14 protein-coding genes are annotated in these 18,115 nt (G+C 66.1%); 12 read left to right on the forward strand and 2 right to left on the reverse strand.

Going from position 1 to position 18,115, the window contains the following annotated elements; genetic code table 11:
- The first annotated feature begins 112 nt into the window (after positions 1-112).
- From ASE82_RS00275 to ASE82_RS00300, 7 genes are all read left to right on the forward strand, one after another.
- Positions 113-1,774: an electron transfer flavoprotein-ubiquinone oxidoreductase gene (locus tag ASE82_RS00275; RefSeq protein ID WP_056059450.1), complete on the forward strand. Its 1,662-nt coding sequence runs from the start codon at positions 113-115 to the stop codon at positions 1,772-1,774.
- 28 nt (positions 1,775-1,802) lie between these two features.
- Complete coding sequence (locus tag ASE82_RS00280; protein WP_056057375.1) at positions 1,803-3,188, forward strand: tetratricopeptide repeat protein; 1,386 nt, start codon at positions 1,803-1,805, stop codon at positions 3,186-3,188.
- A gap of 330 nt (positions 3,189-3,518) precedes the next feature.
- On the forward strand, positions 3,519-4,463 hold the full coding sequence (locus ASE82_RS00285; RefSeq protein WP_056057378.1) for a 4-(cytidine 5'-diphospho)-2-C-methyl-D-erythritol kinase: 945 nt from the start codon (positions 3,519-3,521) through the stop codon (positions 4,461-4,463).
- Positions 4,464-4,489: 26 nt separating this feature from the next.
- Entirely contained in the window at positions 4,490-4,711 is a 222-nt protein-coding gene (locus ASE82_RS19175) for a hypothetical protein (protein WP_156348708.1), read from the forward strand.
- A 351-nt stretch (positions 4,712-5,062) separates the two neighbouring features.
- A complete protein-coding gene (gene recA, locus ASE82_RS00290) occupies positions 5,063-6,136 on the forward strand; it encodes a recombinase RecA (RefSeq protein WP_056047175.1) in 1,074 nt (357 codons plus the stop codon).
- A 523-nt stretch (positions 6,137-6,659) separates the two neighbouring features.
- Entirely contained in the window at positions 6,660-7,496 is an 837-nt protein-coding gene (locus ASE82_RS00295) for a class I SAM-dependent methyltransferase (protein WP_056057381.1), read from the forward strand.
- Between the two features lie 17 nt (positions 7,497-7,513).
- The gene (locus tag ASE82_RS00300) at positions 7,514-8,137 is read left to right on the forward strand and encodes a glutathione S-transferase family protein (protein ID WP_056057383.1); all 624 of its coding nucleotides are present in this window, start codon (positions 7,514-7,516) and stop codon (positions 8,135-8,137) included.
- A gap of 153 nt (positions 8,138-8,290) precedes the next feature.
- On the opposite strand, the gene ASE82_RS00305 is transcribed toward ASE82_RS00300, so the two are convergent.
- Positions 8,291-9,628: a dicarboxylate/amino acid:cation symporter gene (locus tag ASE82_RS00305; RefSeq protein ID WP_056057386.1), complete on the reverse strand. Its 1,338-nt coding sequence runs from the start codon at positions 9,626-9,628 to the stop codon at positions 8,291-8,293.
- Positions 9,629-9,699: 71 nt separating this feature from the next.
- Between ASE82_RS00305 and ASE82_RS00310 the strand changes: the two genes are divergently transcribed.
- From ASE82_RS00310 to ASE82_RS00320, 3 genes are all read left to right on the forward strand, one after another.
- Positions 9,700-10,980, forward strand: coding sequence for a M24 family metallopeptidase (locus tag ASE82_RS00310; RefSeq protein ID WP_056057389.1), 1,281 nt, complete (start codon positions 9,700-9,702; stop codon positions 10,978-10,980).
- 313 nt (positions 10,981-11,293) lie between these two features.
- Positions 11,294-13,945, forward strand: coding sequence for an alanine--tRNA ligase (alaS, locus tag ASE82_RS00315; RefSeq protein ID WP_056057392.1), 2,652 nt, complete (start codon positions 11,294-11,296; stop codon positions 13,943-13,945).
- Between the two features lie 55 nt (positions 13,946-14,000).
- Positions 14,001-14,516: a hypothetical protein gene (locus ASE82_RS00320; protein ID WP_056057394.1), complete on the forward strand. Its 516-nt coding sequence runs from the start codon at positions 14,001-14,003 to the stop codon at positions 14,514-14,516.
- Positions 14,517-14,525: 9 nt separating this feature from the next.
- On the opposite strand, the gene ASE82_RS00325 is transcribed toward ASE82_RS00320, so the two are convergent.
- The gene (locus tag ASE82_RS00325; RefSeq protein ID WP_056057398.1) at positions 14,526-16,166 is read right to left on the reverse strand and encodes a thiamine pyrophosphate-binding protein; all 1,641 of its coding nucleotides are present in this window, start codon (positions 16,164-16,166) and stop codon (positions 14,526-14,528) included.
- Positions 16,167-16,257: 91 nt separating this feature from the next.
- Between ASE82_RS00325 and ASE82_RS00330 the strand changes: the two genes are divergently transcribed.
- Positions 16,258-17,157 carry an SMP-30/gluconolactonase/LRE family protein gene (locus ASE82_RS00330; protein WP_056057401.1) on the forward strand — a complete coding sequence of 300 codons (900 nt, stop codon included), beginning with the start codon at positions 16,258-16,260 and terminating at the stop codon, positions 17,155-17,157.
- Positions 17,158-17,366: 209 nt separating this feature from the next.
- Positions 17,367-18,077: a CoA transferase subunit A gene (locus ASE82_RS00335; protein WP_056057404.1), complete on the forward strand. Its 711-nt coding sequence runs from the start codon at positions 17,367-17,369 to the stop codon at positions 18,075-18,077.
- Positions 18,078-18,115 lie beyond the last annotated feature (38 nt).

Below are 18,115 nucleotides of genomic sequence, written 5' to 3' on the forward strand. Positions count from 1 at the left end.
TGGCGGTCAACTCGCGCAATCGCCATATTGGACAAGACGGTGCCCGCCCGAGCCCGAACGAAGGGTGGGGCGCAATGCTGAGGCAAGAGGGGACATCCCCCGGGAGACGATGATGACGACACGTGAATCGATGCCGTACGACGTGGTGATCGTCGGCGCAGGCCCGGCCGGTCTCTCGGCAGCGATCCGCCTGAAACAGCTGGCGGCCGAGAAGGACGCCGAGATCAGCGTCTGCGTGCTCGAAAAGGGCTCCGAAGTCGGCGCGCATATCCTGTCGGGCGCGGTCATCGATCCCAAGTCGCTCGACGAACTCCTGCCGGACTGGCGCGAGGACGGCTGCCCGCTCGCCGAAGTGCCCGTGACCGAGAACCATCACTGGATTCTGACCAAGACGAAGAAGAGCGAAATGCCGCACTTCGTCACGCCCTCGTTCATGCACAACAAGGGCACGTATACCGGCTCGCTCGGCAATTTGTGCCGCTGGCTCGCGAGCAAGGCGGAAGAGCTCGGCGTCGAGATCTTCCCGGGCTTTGCAGCCGCCGAAATCCTGTTTAACGACGACGGCTCGGTGAAGGGCGTCGCGACCGGCGACATGGGCGTCGCGCGCGACGGCACGCACAAGGGTGACTACACCCCCGGCCTCGAACTTCACGCCAAATACACCTTCTTTTCCGAAGGTTGCCGCGGGCACCTGACGAAGGAACTGATCCGCAATTTCGCGCTCGACAAGGACAGCGATCCGCAGGTCTACGGCCTCGGCATCAAGGAGCTGTGGGACATCGATCCCGAACTCCACGTCCCCGGCCGCGTCATCCACACGCAGGGCTGGCCGCTGTCCGAGACCGACGGCTCGAACGGCGGCGGCTGGATCTATCACCAGGCGAACGGCCAAGTCTCGATCGGCTTCGTCACATGGCTGAACTATACCAACCCGTATCTCTCGCCGTTCAGCGAGATGCAGCGCTGGAAGACGCATCCCGAGATCGCCGCGCTGCTGAAGGGCGCCAAGCGCGTCAGCTACGGCGCGCGCGCGATCAGCGATGGCGGGCTCCAGTCGATCCCCAAGCTCGTGATGCCAGGCGCCGCTCTCATCGGCGACAGCGCGGGCTTCCTCAACGTGCCGCGCATCAAGGGCACGCATACCGCGATGAAGTCCGGCATGATGGCCGCCGAGGCCGCGGTCGAGGCGATCGTCTCGCAGCGCGGCCATGACGAACTCGCCGCCTATCCCGAAGCGTTCGATAAGTCGTGGGTCAAGAAGGAGCTGTCGGTCGTCCGCAACGTCGTGCCGCTGGTCAAGAAGTTCGGCGACCTCGTCGGCTCGGGCCTCGCTGGCATCACGATGTGGGCCGAGCATCTGGGGATCAAGATGCCCTTCACGATGCACCACCACCCCGATAACGAGAGCCTGTGGCGCAAGGACCTCGTCAAGCCGATCGTCTATCCCAAGCCCGACGGCGTCCTGACGTTCGATCGCCTCTCGTCTGTGTTCGTCTCGAACACCAACCACGAGGAGGACCAGCCGGTCCACCTGACGCTCAAGGATGCGAGCGTGCCGATCGCCTACAACCTGCCGATGTACGACGAACCCGCGCAACGCTATTGCCCGGCCGGCGTTTACGAAGTCGTCGGCGAAGACACCGCCGATCCGAAGTTCGTCATCAACGCGCAGAACTGCGTCCACTGCAAGACCTGCGACATCAAGGACCCCATCCAGAACATCAACTGGGTCGTACCCGAGGGCGGCGGAGGCCCCAATTATCCCAACATGTAAGCGTCTGTTTCTAGCACTCGGTCTCGTCGTGGCGGCGCCCGCCACGGCGGCGCCGGCTGACCTTTCCGCCTATCTGAAGGCGCGCGCCGCCGACGCCGCAGGACGACCGGACCTCGCCGCCGCCAGCTATGCCAAGGTGCTGGCGGCGTCTCCCGACGATCCCGTCGTCGCGATCCGCGCCTACCGCGAGGCGCTCGAGGCAGGCGACATGCAACTCGCCACGCGCGCCGCCGCGGTCCTCGGCAAGGCCGGCGTAGCCCCGGCCGATGCCGGCCTCCTCCCGCTCGCCGAGGCCTCGCGACGCGGCGACACCAAAGCCGCAAGCGCCGCCGTTGCCACGCTCGCCACCGGCCCGCTCGTGGTCCTCGCGCCCTCGCTATACGCCTGGGTCGCGCACGCCGAGCGCCGCGACCCCGAACCGTCGCTCGCCGTCGCCGCGAAGGACCCCGTCGCCAACCGCTTCGCCACCGAAACGCGCGCGCTGATCGCCGCGGCGCTGCCCGGACAAACCCTCGCGACCGGCGTCTCACGCCTGCTCGCCCGCCTCGCCAGCGACCTCGCCGCGGGCGAGCCCTCGCCTCTGTCGATCGCCTTGACGCAGGCCGCCCTCCGCGCCGACCCAAGCTACGACCGCGCCCGCATCCTGCTCGCCGACGCGCTGGCCCGCACCAAGACCGTCGACCGCGCACTCGCCGTCCTCGACGAGATCACCCCGAAAAGCCCCTTCGCAGCCGCCGCCGCGGCCGAGCGGATCGATATCCTCGCCGCCGCCGACCGAGACGGCGAAGCGCTCGCCGCCGCCAAGAACCGCGTCGACCAGAAGGACGCCGACGCCGCCGACTGGCAGCGCTATGCCGACCTGCTGCTGACCACCGGCAACCCCGCCGAAGCCGCCACCTGGTACGCGAAGATCATCGCCGCGGACGGTGCAAAGGGCGGCACCTGGGGTGCATGGCTGCAATATGGCGGCGCGCTGGACCAGGCCGGGCGCTGGCCCGAAGCGCGCGACGCTCTGGAAAAGGCCGTCGCCCGCGGCCCCGCGCAACCGCTCGCGCTGAACTACCTAGGCTTTGCGCAAGTCGAGCACGGCGACGACATCCCCGCGTCTATCCAACTGCTCGAACGCGCCAGCCGGATCGATCCGACCAACGCCTCGATCACCGACTCGCTCGGGTGGGCCTATCACCTCTCCGGCGACACCACCCGAGCGCTCCCCCTGCTCGAAACCGCCGCGCAGGCCGAACCCACCAACGCCGAAATCGCCGACCACCTCGGCGACGCGTACTGGAGCGTCGGCCGAAACTACGAAGCGCGTTACGCCTGGCGCGCCGCCTTGCTGACCGCCGAACCAGCCGACACCGCACGCATAATCGCCAAGATAGGCAACGGCCTTCCTGCCAACGCCCGCCGCTGAAACCACTCTCCCATCGGGAGAGGGGAGGCCCCGCACCGCAGGTTTGGGAAGGGTGAGGGCAAGGCGAATTGACGGCGGAAGCGCCGTTTCGCGAGATCGCCACTAATTCCGAGCATCTGCGGAAGTGATCGACCGCGTCAGCAACTCGCGAGGTATGCGGCATCCCCCTCTCGTCATCCTGACGAAAGTCAGGATCCAGAGCCAAGGACGACACCAATCGTTACCCTGGATCCTGGCTTTCGTCAGGATGACGCGCTTAAACCCGCAGACATCACGCGTATTACGCTAAACCGCGCTGGAACCCTTCGCCGTCAAACCTAGAGACCGACAATGCCCGCCATCACCGAACCCGCCCCCGCCAAGATCAACCTGGCCCTCCACGTCCGCCGCCGCCGCCCCGACGGCTACCACGACCTCGAAACCCTCTTCGCCTTCGCCACCGAAGGCGACCTGATCACGGTAGAACCCGCCCAAACCAACAGCTTCACCATAACCGGCCCCTTCGCCGCAGCACTCCTCCCCGCCCAAAACACCACCCTGACCCCGAACACCACCCCGGCGAAGGCCGGGGCCCAATTGGGGGCGAACAATGACGAGGCCCCCCGCTCGTCCAGCACCCCTCCAGGCAACGCCCCCTGGAATGGCAACCTTGTAACCGCCGCAGCAGACGCCTTCACCACCGCGTTCGCCCCCGAGGCTCACCACGTCATAACCCTGGAAAAGCACCTCCCCATCGCCTCAGGCATAGGCGGAGGCTCAGCCGACGCAGCCGCCACGCTCCGAGCACTAGCCCGCCTTCACGGCATATCCCCAACCGACCCCCGCCTCCACGACATCGCCGCAAAGCTCGGCGCCGACGTCCCCGCCTGCCTCGCCAACCGCACCACGCTAGGCACCGGCAAGGGCGACACCCTCACCAATCTCGAAGGCCTGTCCGGCACCCCCCTCCTGCTCGTGAACTCAGGCGTCGCGGTCTCCACTGCCGCCGTCTTCAAGACCTGGGACGGCCACGACCGAGGCCCGATACCCGAAGGCAATCTTCTCGACCGTGCAAGGTTGGGGCGCAACGACCTAGAACCCCCCGCACTGGCCCTTGCCCCCGTAATCGCCGAAGTTCGCACCCTCCTCGACGCAGCCCAAGGCGTCCTCCTATCGAGAATGTCCGGCTCCGGCGCCACCTGCTTCGCCCTGTTCGAAACCCCCGAAGCCAGAGACACCGCAGCAACCGCCGCCCAAGCCAAAGGCTGGTGGACCCTCGCGACAAAGCTCGCCTGATCGCTCGATAGGCGGCGGCACTTTCGATGCTGGCCGCCGCCTTGCCGCCACCACCCGTCATCCTGACGAAAGTCAGGATGCAGAGCGGCAAACGAAACCGTTCGTCAAAACCTGTTCTCGACACCATCGACGAGTCGATCGCCGCTAAACCCGCGCTCGAACAACCAGAACCGTTCTCGACTAAACTCTGCCAGTCCCATCTCGTCACCCCAGACTTGTTCGGCATTTATCCCCTTCGAACGTGTTAGTCCGCAGTCGTACGGCACCACGCCCTTGCCGTGTTCTCCCGCGAAGGCGGGAGCCCAGTCTGGATCCCCGCCTTCGCGCGGAGACATGTCTTACTTGCGCGCAAAAGACAGCAGCCGCCGTGTTCAGGGGGTCAGCGCTCCACGGACTCAATGGCCGAGGAGCGCGGAACGTTGGGTGCTGAACCAAGCCCCGCATGATTAGGCTCGGCAACTAATCGCGGCCGTTGCGAAACGCACACCTTTTCTGGAAAACCTCTCGTTCCCCACTTGTTCCAAAAGAACAAAGGGAATACATGGTGTTTGACGCGTTGAATGGCACGCGCGCTTGCTTTAGCGATGGGAGCATATTCGATGGCCGCTAATCTGAAAGTGATCGACACCGGCATGGCAACCGCAACCAACGACCGGCAGAAGGCGCTCGACGCCGCGCTCGCGCAGATCGACCGCGCCTTCGGCAAGGGCTCGGCAATGCGCCTGGGCTCCAAGGAAACCATGCAGGTCGAGGTCATCTCGACCGGCTCGCTCGGGCTCGACATCGCGCTCGGCGTCGGTGGCCTGCCGCGCGGCCGCGTGATCGAGATTTATGGTCCAGAAAGCTCGGGCAAGACGACGCTCGCGCTCCACGTGATCGCCGAAGCACAAAAGGGCGGCGGCACCGCGGCGTTTGTCGATGCCGAGCACGCGCTCGACCCGGTCTATGCCAAGAAGCTGGGCGTCAACATCGACGAACTGATCGTCTCGCAGCCCGACACCGGCGAGCAGGCGCTCGAGATCGTCGACACGCTCGTCCGCTCGAACGCGATCGACGTGCTCGTGGTCGACTCGGTCGCAGCACTCGTGCCGCGTGCCGAAATCGAAGGCGAGATGGGCGACAGCCATGTCGGCCTCCAGGCCCGCCTGATGTCGCAGTCTTTGCGCAAGCTCACCGGTTCGATCAGCCGCTCGCGCTGCATGGTGATCTTCATCAACCAGCTCCGCATGAAGATCGGTGTCATGTACGGCAACCCCGAGACGACGACCGGCGGCAACGCGCTGAAGTTCTACGCTTCGGTCCGCCTCGACATCCGCCGCATCGGCGCGATCAAGGCGGGCGAAGAGGTGACGGGCAACCAGACGCGCGTGAAGGTCGTCAAGAACAAGGTTGCGCCGCCGTTCAAGCAGGTCGAGTTCGACATCATGTACGGGCAGGGCGTCTCCAAGCTCGGCGAGATCCTAGATCTCGGCGTGAAGGCGGGCTTGGTCGAAAAGTCCGGCGCGTGGTTCAGCTACGACAGCGTCCGCCTCGGCCAGGGTCGTGAGAATTCGAAGACCTTCCTCAAGGACAACCCCGAGACCGCCGACCGCCTCGAAAAGCAGATCCGCGCGCGCACCGACAAGGTCGCCGAGGAAATGATGGCCGGCCCCGAAGAAGGCGACGACGCCTAATCGTACTTTCCCTCTCCCTCAGGGGAGAGGGAGGGAGCCATTGCCTTCGCAATGGGAGGGTGAGGGCACGCGGGACGTAGTGTCCAGTGCTTAGCTCATGGTGGCCAAGCATGTGCACGGCGGACGGTTCAGATGCGTCGCGAACTGAAACCGCGCCAACCTATCCCTAACACCACCCCGGCGAAGGCCGGGGCCGAGTTGGCATGATGCAGCAATAGAGTCGCGCGTTAGGCCAAGCTCGTTCGAGTCGGCAACTCACATTCGACGTCGAGCCTGCTTCCCCTTGTTCTCGTGCTTCCCTGTTCTCCCGCGAAGGCGGCAGCCCAGTCTGGATTCCCGTGTTCGCGGGAAACAACTCTAATGATGTCAGTATGCTCGCCTACATCGGACCGCGAAACACCGCGTCACAAATACCGCGCCAGCGTCTGCACTTTGTGCACTTCGGACCGAATGTACCAATTATGTGAGATCCTATAGACCGTTCGATCGTCCCCCCCCGACCGAGCATGAAACGGATCAGCCCATGACCACCGCCTACGACTGGACCGGCAAAATAGGCGACGTCTGGGCCAAGGAATGGCGCCGAACCGACCGCAGCTTCACCAACCTGACACCGCACTTGAACGCAGCGATCCTGTCCGCCGCCATCCCCCAAACCCGCAAGATCATCGACATAGGCTGCGGCGCGGGAGCAACCTCACTAGCCACCGCGCAAGCGCTCCCGACCGCGCAAATAACCGGCATAGATCTCTCACCAAACCTGATCGAGATCGCCAAAGACCGCGCCAAAACCCAACCCAATGCCAGCTTCGAATGTGCGGACATCACCGCCGCCGCCGCGAACCACGCCCCCATCGACCTGTCCGTCTCCCGCCACGGCGTCATGTTCTTCGCTGACCCCGTTGCCGCCTTCACGACCTTAGCCGAAGCCGCCGCCCCAGACGCAACGCTTGTCTTCTCCTGTTTCGCCGACCGCGCCGCCAACCGCTGGGCCACCGAAATCATCACCGCGACCGGCGGCAATGCAGACGCGCCAGCAACCACCGCACCCGGACCCTTCGCTTTCGCCGATCCGAACTACGTCGCGAGCATCCTCGGAAAATCCGGCTGGCACGTCGCGGCACCCGAACGTATCGACTTCGCCTACCGGGCAGGGGAGGGCGCCGACCCCGTAGCCGACGCCGTCGACTATTTCCGCCGCATCGGCCCAGCCGCCTCCGCCATCCGCGACGCCGCCCCCGAGGAACGCGAGCGCCACATCGCGCGTCTCACCCAGGTCTGCGACCGGTACCGAAGCGGCGACACGGTGGAATTCCCCGCCGCCGCCTGGATCTGGACCGCGCGCAAATCGTCCGAATAAAAAACAGGGGGTTCAGCATGATCATCGTCCACCACCTCGAAAACTCGCGATCGCAGCGGATCCTGTGGATGCTCGAGGAACTCGGCCTCCCCTACGAGATCAAGCGCTACGAGCGGAACAAGGCAACGATGCTCGCCCCGCCCGAACTCAAGCAGGTCCACCCGCTGGGTAAATCGCCCGTAATTGAGGACGACGGTCAGGTAGTCGCCGAGACCGGTGCGATCGTCGAATATCTGGTAGATAAGGCGGACGGCAAACTCGGCGCCCCCGCCAACCGCGCCGACGCGCTGCGGTACCGGTTCTGGCTCCACTATGCGGAAGGCTCAATGATGCCGCCGCTGCTTCTGAAGCTCGTCCTCGCGCGCATCCCGATCCTGGGCAAGGCGGCGACCAGGAAGATACAGCCGATGATCGACGTCCACCTCGACTATGTCGAATCTGAGCTGTCCAAGCGCCCCTGGTTCGCCGGCGCCGAGATGACCGCCGCCGACATCATGATGAGCTTCCCCCTCGAAGCCGCCCGCAGCCGCGGAGGCCTCAACGAGTCACGCCCCGCGACGATCGCGTGGCTGGCAAAGGTCCACGCACGGCCCGCGTATCAGGCCGGCCTCAAAAAGGGCGGCCCCTACGCGTACGCCTGACCCGCTGCGATAGGGCCCAAGTCTACCCAACCACTCCGTCATCCTAGGCTCGACCCAGGATCCAGAGCCACAGACACCGGCGCTCGTGGCTCTGGATCCCAGCGTTCGCTGGGATGACGGAACAGTGGTGCGACGCTCCGTGCAAGCGTCGATTCAAACCTGCCCCGGCCCGATCTTCTCGTAGCTGTCCACATCCACCTTCGGCCCATGCCCGGTAGGCGCATGCGGAAAGTCCCGATCGGCAGGCTCGCGCTCGTCGAGTCCGCCCTCCCATTTCGCCACCACGGTCGCCGCCACCGCATTCCCGATCACGTTCGTCGCCGAGCGCCCCATGTCGAGGAAATGGTCGACCGCCAGGATCAGCAAAATCCCCGCTTCCGGAATCTTGAACATCGACAGCGTCCCCGCGATCACCACCAACGACGCGCGAGGCACGCCCGCAATCCCCTTCGACGTCACCATCAGCACCAGCAGCATCGCGATCTGCTGCCCGATCGGCATATGGATACCGTACGCCTGCGCGATGAACAGCGACGCGAACGTCATGTACATCATCGACCCGTCGAGATTGAACGAATAGCCAAGCGGCAGCACGAAGCTCGCGATCCGCGGCGGCACGCCGAACCGGTCGAGCGCCTCCAGCGTCCGCGGATACGCCGCTTCCGACGACGCCGCCGAGAACGCCAGGATCAACGGATCGCGGATATACCGCACCAGCAACCGCGTCCGCGGCCCGATCAGCAGGAACGCGATCCCGATCAGCATCGCCCACAGCAGCGCGAGCCCGATATAGAAGCTCAGCATGAAATAGCCGAGTTGGCCGAGGATGGCCGGCCCCCGCTCGGCGAGCGTCGCGGTCACCGCCGCGAACACCGCGAACGGCGCGAACCGCATCACGTAATTCGTGATCTGCAGCATCACCGCAACCAGCGCCTCGATCGCCTTCACCAGCGGCGCGGCCTTCTCGCCGACCGCGGTGATCGCGACGCCGACGAACACCGAGAACACGACGATCTGGAGGATCTCGTTGCCCGCCATCGCCGCGATCATCGAATCGGGGACGATGTGCGTGATGAACTTGGCGAGATCGAACGCCGCGCGGTCGACGCCGCTCGACGCGGTGGCCGGCGGCATCGCGAGTTCGAGGCCGACGCCCGGCTGCAACACGTTGACCAGGATCAGGCCCAGGGTGAGCGATAACAGGCTCGCGCAGATGAACCAGCCAAGGCTGCGCAATCCGACCCGCCCGAGCGCACCGGTATCGCCCATATGCGCGATGCCCACGACCAGCGTCGAGAACACTAAAGGCGCGATGATCATCTTGATCAGCCGCAGGAACAGCGTCGTCACGATCGAGAAATAGCCGGCGATGTCCTTCAGCCGTTCGGCGGACTCGGCCGTGCCGTTGTCGATCGACGCGTTCAGGATCCAGCCGACGACCATCCCCGCGACGAGGCCGAACAAGATGTAATAGGTTAGCCGCTTGGCCATTAATCGCTCCCGAGAATTGCGAACAGGGAAGGGGATTGCGGCGCCCGGGTCAAGGACCCTATCGTCCGGCGATGTCGACCGCACGCCACAAGCCCGCCTTCAGCCCCTCGCGTCGCGACCTGCTGAGCCTCGCGATCGCAGCACCGTTGCTGTCGACCACCGCGATCCTCCGCGCCGCCGAGCCGGACCTGTCGGCGCTGTCCGACATCACCGGCACGACCAGACCGATCGATGCCGCCGAACGTGCCGCGCGGCTGGTCCGCGCGCAATCGCTGATGAAGGCGGCGGGCATCGGCGCGGTGCTGATCGAGCCGGGATCGTCGATGATCTATTTCACCGGCGTTCGCTGGCATACGAGCGAGCGGCTGACGCTGGCGATCCTCCCGGTCGAGGGCGAACCCTGCATCGTCACGCCGTTCTTCGAGGAACCGTCGGTGCGCGAGACGCTTGCCGTCCCTGCCGAGGTCCGCGTGTGGCAGGAGGACGAGAACCCGCTCGCCATCGTCGCCGGTTTCCTGCGCGACCGGAAGCTCGCCGCGCGGCCGATCGGCCTGGAGGCGGAGGTGCGCTACTTCGCCTATGCCGGGCTTGCGCGCGTGCTGCCCGAGGCGAAGATCGTGTCCGCCGACCCGGTCGTCCGCGCCTGCCGGATGATCAAGACGCCTGCCGAGATCGCGCTGATGCAGGCCGCGACCGAGGTCACGCTGGCCGCCTATCGCTGGACTTACGCGCGCGTCGAGAAGGGCATGACCGGCCCCGAGATTGGCGCGCTGATGAATGCCGCGACGAAGAAGCTCGGCGGCGCGCCCGAGTTCGCGCTTGCGCTGATCGGCGAGGCGTCGGCCTATCCGCACGGCAGCCGGGAGATCCACCGCGTCGCCGACGGTCAGGTCGTGCTGATGGACTGCGGCTGCACTGTGCACGGCTATCAGTCCGACATCTCGCGTACCTGGGTCCACGGCGCGGCGACCGCTGACCAGCGCAAGACGTGGGATCAGGTCGCACGCGGGCAACAGATCGCGTTCGCCGCCGCAAAGATCGGGGCACCCGCGGGAAGCGTCGACGATGCCGTCCGCCGCCATTACGAGACGCTCGGCTACGGGCCGGGGTACAAGCTCCCCGGCCTGTCGCATCGCACCGGTCACGGCATCGGCATGGACGGCCACGAACCCGTCAACCTCGTCCGCGGTGAGACGACGAAGCTGGCGGCGGGGATGTGCTTTTCCGACGAGCCGGGCATCTACATTCCCGGGAGGTACGGGGTGCGGATTGAGGATTGCTTCCACATGACCGATGCTGGGCCGAAATGGTTCAGCGAGCCGCCCAAGTCGATCGACGCGCCGTTGGGGTAGTGGACGCCCAAGGACCGCCACCCCCTCCACCAACACCACCACCCCGGCGAAGGCCGGGGCCCAATTGGGGGACGGCGATAACGAAGCGCTGCTCTCCATTACTTCCCCCTCTCCAATTGGGCCCCGGCCTTCGCCGGGGTGGTGTTGCTCTTGCCGAATTGCAGCACCTCCTTGTTCTCCCGCGAAGGCGGGAGCCCAGTCTGGGTCCCCGCCTTCGCGGGGAAACAAGCTATCTTCGTTTCAATGCGATGCGTACGAGGCGAGCCCCACACCCGACTTGAGCGAACCGCCCCGCTCGCCTAAGTCCCCGCGCATGACATCGACGAACGACATCCGCCGCGGCTTCCTCGACTATTTCGGATCGCAGGGGCACCAGATCGTGCCCTCCGCGCCGCTCGTGCCGCAGAACGACCCGACGCTGATGTTCGTCAACGCCGGGATGGTGCCGTTCAAGAACGTCTTCACCGGCCTCGAATCGCGCCCCTACACCACCGCGACCTCGTCGCAGAAATGCGTCCGCGCCGGCGGCAAGCACAATGATCTCGACAATGTCGGCTACACCGCGCGCCACCACACCTTCTTCGAAATGCTCGGCAATTTCTCGTTCGGCGATTATTTCAAGGAACAGGCGATCGTCCACGCCTGGACTTTGCTCACCCGCGAATGGGGCCTGTCACCCGACAAATTGACCGCCACCGTCTACCACACCGACGACGAGGCGTTCGATCTCTGGAAGAAGGTCGCCGGCCTCCCCGATCACCGCATCATCCGCATCCCGACCAAGGACAATTTCTGGTCGATGGGCGACAACGGCCCGTGCGGGCCGTGCTCGGAAATCTTCTACGACCACGGCGACCACATCTTCGGCGGCCCTCCCGGCAGCCCCGACGAGGACGGCGATCGCTTCGTCGAGATCTGGAACCTCGTGTTCATGCAGTATGAGCAGGAGAATGCCGAGATCGTCGGCAACCTGCCGAAACCGTCGATCGACACCGGCATGGGTCTCGAGCGCATCGCCGCAGTCATGCAGGGCGTCACCGACAATTACGACACCGACACGTTCAAGGCGCTGATCGCGGCGTCGGGCGCGCTGACGCACACCGCGACCGACGGCGCCAACACCGCCAGTCACCGCGTGATCGCCGATCACCTGCGCACCGCCGGCTTCCTGATCGCGGACGGCGTGCTGCCCGCGAGCGAGGGCCGCGGTTACGTCCTGCGCCGGATCATGCGCCGCGCGATGCGCCACGCGCACATCCTCGGCGCCAAGCAGCCGCTGATGCACCGGCTGGTCCCCGCGCTCGTCACCGAGATGGGCGCCGCCTATCCCGAACTGTCTCGCGCGCGTCCGCTGATCGAGGCGACGTTGCAGCAGGAGGAAACGCGCTTCCGCCAGACGCTCGACAAGGGGCTGAAGCTGCTCGACGAGGCGACCACCGGGATGACCGACGGCACGCTGGCGGGCGACGTCGCGTTCAAGCTCTACGACACCTACGGCTTCCCGTACGACCTGACCGAGGACGCACTGCGCGAACGCAACATCGCGGTCGACCGCGCCGGTTTCGACACCGCGATGGCCGAGCAGAAGCGCGCCGCCCGTGCCGCCTGGAAGGGCTCCGGCGCGAAGGCCTCGGACGACATCTGGTTCGACATCGTCGAGCAGACCGGCGGCACCGAATTCCTCGGCTACGCGTCGGATACGGGCGAGGGCGAGGTCGTCGCACTGGTCAAGGACGGCGCGCGCGTCGACCACGCCACCACAGGTGATACGGTCGCGATCGTCGTCAACCAGACGCCCTTCTATGGCGAGAGCGGTGGCCAGGTCGGCGACGCGGGCCACATCTCCAACGACAGCGGCCTGCACGCGAACGTCACCGAGACCTCGAAGCAGCTCGGCCGCGTGTTCGTCCACCATGCGATCGTCGACTCCGGCGAGATCAAGGTCGGCGACCCGGTCAAGCTCCAGATCGACGTCGCCCGCCGCGCACAGATCCGCGCGAACCACTCCGCGACGCACCTGCTGCACGAGGCCCTCCGCGAACGCCTCGGCACGCACGTCGCGCAGAAGGGGAGCCTCGTCGCGCCCGACCGCCTGCGTTTCGACTTCTCACAGCCGGTCGCGATGACCCCCGCCGACATCGCGCAGGTCGAGGCCGACGTGAACGCGCAAGTCCGCGGCAACGGTGCGGTCACAACGTTGTTGATGACCCCCGACGACGCGATCGCGATGGGCGCGATGGCGCTGTTCGGCGAGAAATACGGCGACGAAGTCCGCGTCGTGTCGATGGGCTCGACGGAGGACGGCACCTATTCGATCGAACTGTGCGGCGGCACGCACGTCAATGCGCTCGGCGACATCGGCCTGTTCAAGGTCGTCGGCGAAGGCGCGGTCTCCAGCGGCATCCGCCGTGTCGAAGCCCTCACCGGCGAAGCGGCGCGCGCGTACCTGACCGGCCGTGACGACCGCCTGCGCGAAGCCGCAGCAGTCCTGAAGTCGACCCCCGACGAGGTCCCAGCGCGCGTAGCCTCGCTGCTCGAAGACCGCCGCCGCCTCGAACGCGAACTCGCCGACGCCAAGAAGGCGCTGGCGCTCGGCGGCGGTGGCTCGGGCGAAGCGGCTGGGCCCGAACAGGTCGGCGGCGTCGCGTTCATCGGCCAGGTGCTCAGCGACTTCGAAGCAAAGGGCCTGCGCGGCGCAGTCGACGAGGCCAAGCACCGTCTGGGTTCGGGCGTCGCGATGCTGGTCGCGATCAATGACGGCCGCGCTTCGGTCGCGGTCGGCGTGACGGCGGACTTGGTGGCGAGCCACAACGCCGTCGACCTGCTCAAGATCGCGGTCGCGACGCTCGGCGGGCAGGGCGGCGGCGGCCGTCCCGACATGGCGCAGGGCGGTGGTCCCGATGGTGACAAGGCGGCGGACGCTGTGGCTGCGGTTCGCGCCGCGCTCGAGGCCGTTAACGCATAATCCTGTCGTTGCGCTAACGGTCCGTGCGTAGGATGGTGCTTTCCAGGAGAGTATCATGATTATCACGACCCTGATCCAGACGGTATCCGCCATGCTCCCCACGGCGCCTCCGGCACCACCGGCGCTGCCCGCACCGCCGATCATGACGTCGAACATCGTGGAGCGGGGATTCGGCGGCGCGACGGCGGCGGAACGCTACGTCGTCGATGTCGACGGTCGAGCGGACGGTGCGGTCGTCTGGACGGGATCGCTTCGCGTCGCGTCGAATGCGGCGGCAAGCTTCCGGCGCGATCAGACCGAAGCAGAGGAAAATGATTGCGGCGTCCGGGCGGGATATCGCAGCGGCGTACAGACAGGCTTCTCGCTGCAATTGCGACCGACCAGGGTCGACGAGGCCGATAGCGGCGTTGCCGTCATGTTGCGCTGGACCCGTCCTGGAACCGGGCAATGTCCGGTCCAGGCCAGCACACGAACGGTTGAAATGAACGATGCGGTCAGATTGAAGGCCGGCGAGACGGTGACGATGAAGGGGGACGGCGGGCTGGTCGTCAAACTTCACCGCCGACCGTGACGGGCAGGGTCAGCCCCGAACCTTCGCCAGCGTCGTTCCGGCGGTGATCGCCTCGATATCCGTTCTCACATGCAGCAACCGCACGCCGGACCTGGTCATCGTCTGGTCGAGCGCCGCTGCGAAATCTTCGGTCCGCTCGACGGTTTCCGCCCAACACCCATAAGCCCGCCCCAGCGCGGCGAAATCCGGATTGCGTAGCGTCGTCCCAGACACCCGCCCCGGATACTCCCGCTCCTGGTGCATGCGGATCGTCCCATAGCCGCCATTATCCACGACGAGCACCAGAATGTCCGCGCCGTGTGCCACCGCGGTTGCCAGTTCCTGGCCGTTCATCAGGAAGCAGCCGTCGCCTGCTAAGGCGACGACGGTCCGCTCTGGATGCCGCAACGATGCCGCGACCGCGGCCGGCACGCCATACCCCATCGCGCCGGCAGTCGGCGCTAGTTGTGTGCCCGGCCCGGCATACGCCCAGTAGCGATGCCACCAGCCCGAGTAATTCCCTGCGCCGTTGCAGATGATCGTATCCGCCGGCAGCCGCTCTCGCATCGCTGCCACACACGGCCCGAGGTCCATGACGAGGTCACGCGAGCTTGGTGTCGACCACGCAAGCCACTCCGCATGCGCCTCCGCCCCGGCAGTTCGCGGCGGGAGGTCGACCGCCAGCAACGCTTCGGCGAATTCTTCCATCCCCGCACAAACCGCAACATCCGCGCGGTACGCCCGGTGCAACTCGTCGGGATCGGGATGCACATGGATCAGCCGCTGCCCCGGATGATCCGGCGTGATCAGCGCATAGCCATCGGTCGTCGCCTCCCCAAGCCGAGGTCCGACCACCAAAAGCAGATCCGCCGCCTTCACCCGCTCGACCAGCTTCGGATTCGGGCCGTACCCCAGGTTCCCAGCCCACACCGGACAGTCGTTCGGAATAGCATCCTGCCGCCGAAACGCCGCCGTCACCGGAATGCCGTTACGATCCGCCCAGGTCGAGAACGCCCCCGACGCCGCCACATCCCAGCCAGCACCGCCGACGATCGCCACTGGCCGCTCGGCGGTGGTCAGCAGATCGGCAAGCAGATCCATCGTATCGGCATCACACCCTTGGGCCACCCGCTCGACCCGCGGCCGATCGACCGCGTCGACCACGTCCAGCAGCATGTCCTCGGGCAACGCCAGCACCACTGGCCCCGGCCGCCCCGACATCGCCGTCGCATAGGCCCGCGCAACATATTCCGGGATCCGCCGCGCATCGTCGATCCGCGCCGCCCACTTGGCGATGGGTGCGAACATCGCCTGGAAATCGATTTCCTGGAACGCCTCGCGGTCGCGCGTGCCGCGGTCGATATCGCCGACGAAGAGGATCATCGGCTGCGAATCCTGCATCGCCACGTGCACGCCGATCGACGCATTGGTCGCGCCCGGCCCGCGAGTCACGAACGCCACCCCCGGCCGATGCGTCAGCGTCCCGTCCGCGCACGCCATGAACCCGACGCCGCCCTCCTGCCGGCACACGACGAGGTCGATCGCCGGCGTATCGTGCAGCGCGTCGAGCACGGCGAGGAAGCTCTCCCCTGGCACGGTGAAGATCCGGTCGCAGCCCTGTGCGACGAGTTGGTCGACCAGGATACGGCCGCCGGTGCGTGGTGTGATCATCGCCGCATCCTGCCGTCCGTTGTGCGCGAAGTCGAGAACCGGTTACGCTGGCCTCGAAGTCGGGACCAACCCGACTCGCCCGGAGAGGATCATGACCGACTTCACCACCGTCGCCAGTGGCTTGCGCTTTCCCGAAGGCCCGGTGGCGATGCCCGACGGCAGCATCATTCTCGTCGAGATCGAGGCGGGCTGCATCACGCGCATCGCCCCTGACGGAACGAAAACGATGGTAGCCGAACCCGGCGGCGGCCCCAACGGCCTCGCGATCGGCCCGAACGGCAAGCTCTATTGCTGCAACAATGGCGGCTTCGCGTGGCGCGAGACCAACGGCTTCCTCACCCCGCACGGCCAGCCGGACGACTATTCCGGCGGCCGGATCGAACGGATCGACATCGCCACCGGCGCGGTCGAGATACTCTACAAGGACGGCGATTGCGGCTGCTCGCTGCGAGGACCCAACGACATCGTCTTTGATTCGCACGGCGGCTTCTGGTTCACCGACCACGGCAAGTCGCGCGACCGCGCCCGCGACATCACCGGCATCTTCTACGCGAAAGCCGACGGCAGCTATCTGGAAGAAGTCATCTTCCCGAGCGAAAATCCCAACGGCATCGGCCTCTCACCCGACGGAACGCGGCTCTACGCGGCGGAGACGTTCACCTGCCGGCTGATGGCGTTCGACATCGTCGCGCCCGGCAAGGTCGCCAGCGCCGCGGGCACGCCGCTCTACCGCCCCGCCGGCTACAAGTTCTTCGATTCGCTCGGCGTCGAGGCGTGCGGCAACATCTGCGTGGCGACGATCGGCCAATGCGGGATCAGCGTGATCTCGCCGGCGGGGGAGCTGGTCGAGTTCGTCGCCACCGACGACGTGTTCACGACCAACATCTGCTGGGGCGGCACGGACGGCATGGACGCCTACATCACCTGCTCGGGCAGCGGCCGGCTGGTGAGGACCCGGTGGAAGCGGTCGGGGTTGAAGCTGGCGTATTGAGCCGACTCAATCCTCCCCCGCCAGGGGGAGGTGGCACCGAAGGTGACGGAGGGGGAGGACACGTAACAGAGGTTTCCCTTTCCGCCCCCTCCGTCCGGCAAAGGCCGGCCACCTCCCCCTGGCGGGGGAGGATCGTGAGAAGTCGCTCGAGGTACGTTGCCGAGTGCCAACCACCGGCTTATGCGAGGCGAAAGACCTGAGGAGGATGCATGGCGAACAAGCGCTACACCGATGCGGCAACGGCACTCGAAGGCGTGCTGTTCGACGGCATGACGATCTGCGCGGGCGGGTTCGGGCTGTGCGGCATCCCCGAGCGGCTGATCGACGCGATCGAGGCGTCCGGCGTGAAGGACCTGACGATCGCCAGCAACAATGCCGGGATCGACGGGCAGGGCCTCGGCAAACTGCTCCGCTCACGCCAGGTGAAGAAGATGATCTCGTCCTATGTCGGCGAGAACAAGGAATTCGAGCGGCAATATCTCAGCGGCGAACTCGAGGTCGAGTTCTGCCCGCAGGGCACGCTCGCCGAACGCTGCCGGGCAGGGGGGGCGGGCATTCCCGGCTTCTACACTAAGACCGGCGTCGGCACGCAGGTCGCCGAGGGCAAGGAAACGAAGGTCTTCGACGGCCAGGAATACATCCTCGAACGCGGCATCCGCGCCGATCTCGCGATCATCAAGGGCTGGAAGGCGGATGAAAGCGGCAACCTCATCTTCCGCAAGACCGCACGCAACTTCAACCAGCCGATGGCGACCGCGGGGAAGATCTGCGTCGCCGAGGTCGAGGAGATCGTCCCCGTCGGCAGCCTCGATCCCGACGCGATCCACCTGCCGGGCATCTACGTGAAGCGGATGATCGTCGGCGCGCCCTACGACAAGCAGATTGAGTTCCGGACCGTCCGCGAGCGGGTTTCCGCGTGACACGAAGCCTGATGGTTGATCGCAAGCGCTCCCCGTTC

It is taken from the genome of Sphingomonas sp. Leaf230, from assembly GCF_001421745.1.
In the GTDB taxonomy this organism is placed as follows: domain Bacteria; phylum Pseudomonadota; class Alphaproteobacteria; order Sphingomonadales; family Sphingomonadaceae; genus Sphingomonas.

What these genes read in the sequence shown, in the direction of transcription:
- ASE82_RS00320 (WP_056057394.1), top strand. Translation starts at nt 14,001, where the DNA reads ATGATTATCACGACCCTGATCCAGACGGTATCCGCCATGCTCCCCACG.
- ASE82_RS00335 (WP_056057404.1), top strand. Translation starts at nt 17,367, where the DNA reads ATGGCGAACAAGCGCTACACCGATGCGGCAACGGCACTCGAAGGCGTG.
- ASE82_RS00310 (WP_056057389.1), top strand. Translation starts at nt 9,700, where the DNA reads ATGTCGACCGCACGCCACAAGCCCGCCTTCAGCCCCTCGCGTCGCGAC.
- ASE82_RS00325 (WP_056057398.1), bottom strand. Translation starts at nt 16,166, where the DNA reads ATGATCACACCACGCACCGGCGGCCGTATCCTGGTCGACCAACTCGTC.
- ASE82_RS19175 (WP_156348708.1), top strand. Translation starts at nt 4,490, where the DNA reads ATGCTGGCCGCCGCCTTGCCGCCACCACCCGTCATCCTGACGAAAGTC.
- ASE82_RS00285 (WP_056057378.1), top strand. Translation starts at nt 3,519, where the DNA reads ATGCCCGCCATCACCGAACCCGCCCCCGCCAAGATCAACCTGGCCCTC.
- recA (WP_056047175.1), top strand. Translation starts at nt 5,063, where the DNA reads ATGGCCGCTAATCTGAAAGTGATCGACACCGGCATGGCAACCGCAACC.
- alaS (WP_056057392.1), top strand. Translation starts at nt 11,294, where the DNA reads ATGACATCGACGAACGACATCCGCCGCGGCTTCCTCGACTATTTCGGA.
- ASE82_RS00305 (WP_056057386.1), bottom strand. Translation starts at nt 9,628, where the DNA reads ATGGCCAAGCGGCTAACCTATTACATCTTGTTCGGCCTCGTCGCGGGG.
- ASE82_RS00275 (WP_056059450.1), top strand. Translation starts at nt 113, where the DNA reads ATGACGACACGTGAATCGATGCCGTACGACGTGGTGATCGTCGGCGCA.
- ASE82_RS00300 (WP_056057383.1), top strand. Translation starts at nt 7,514, where the DNA reads ATGATCATCGTCCACCACCTCGAAAACTCGCGATCGCAGCGGATCCTG.
- ASE82_RS00330 (WP_056057401.1), top strand. Translation starts at nt 16,258, where the DNA reads ATGACCGACTTCACCACCGTCGCCAGTGGCTTGCGCTTTCCCGAAGGC.
- ASE82_RS00295 (WP_056057381.1), top strand. Translation starts at nt 6,660, where the DNA reads ATGACCACCGCCTACGACTGGACCGGCAAAATAGGCGACGTCTGGGCC.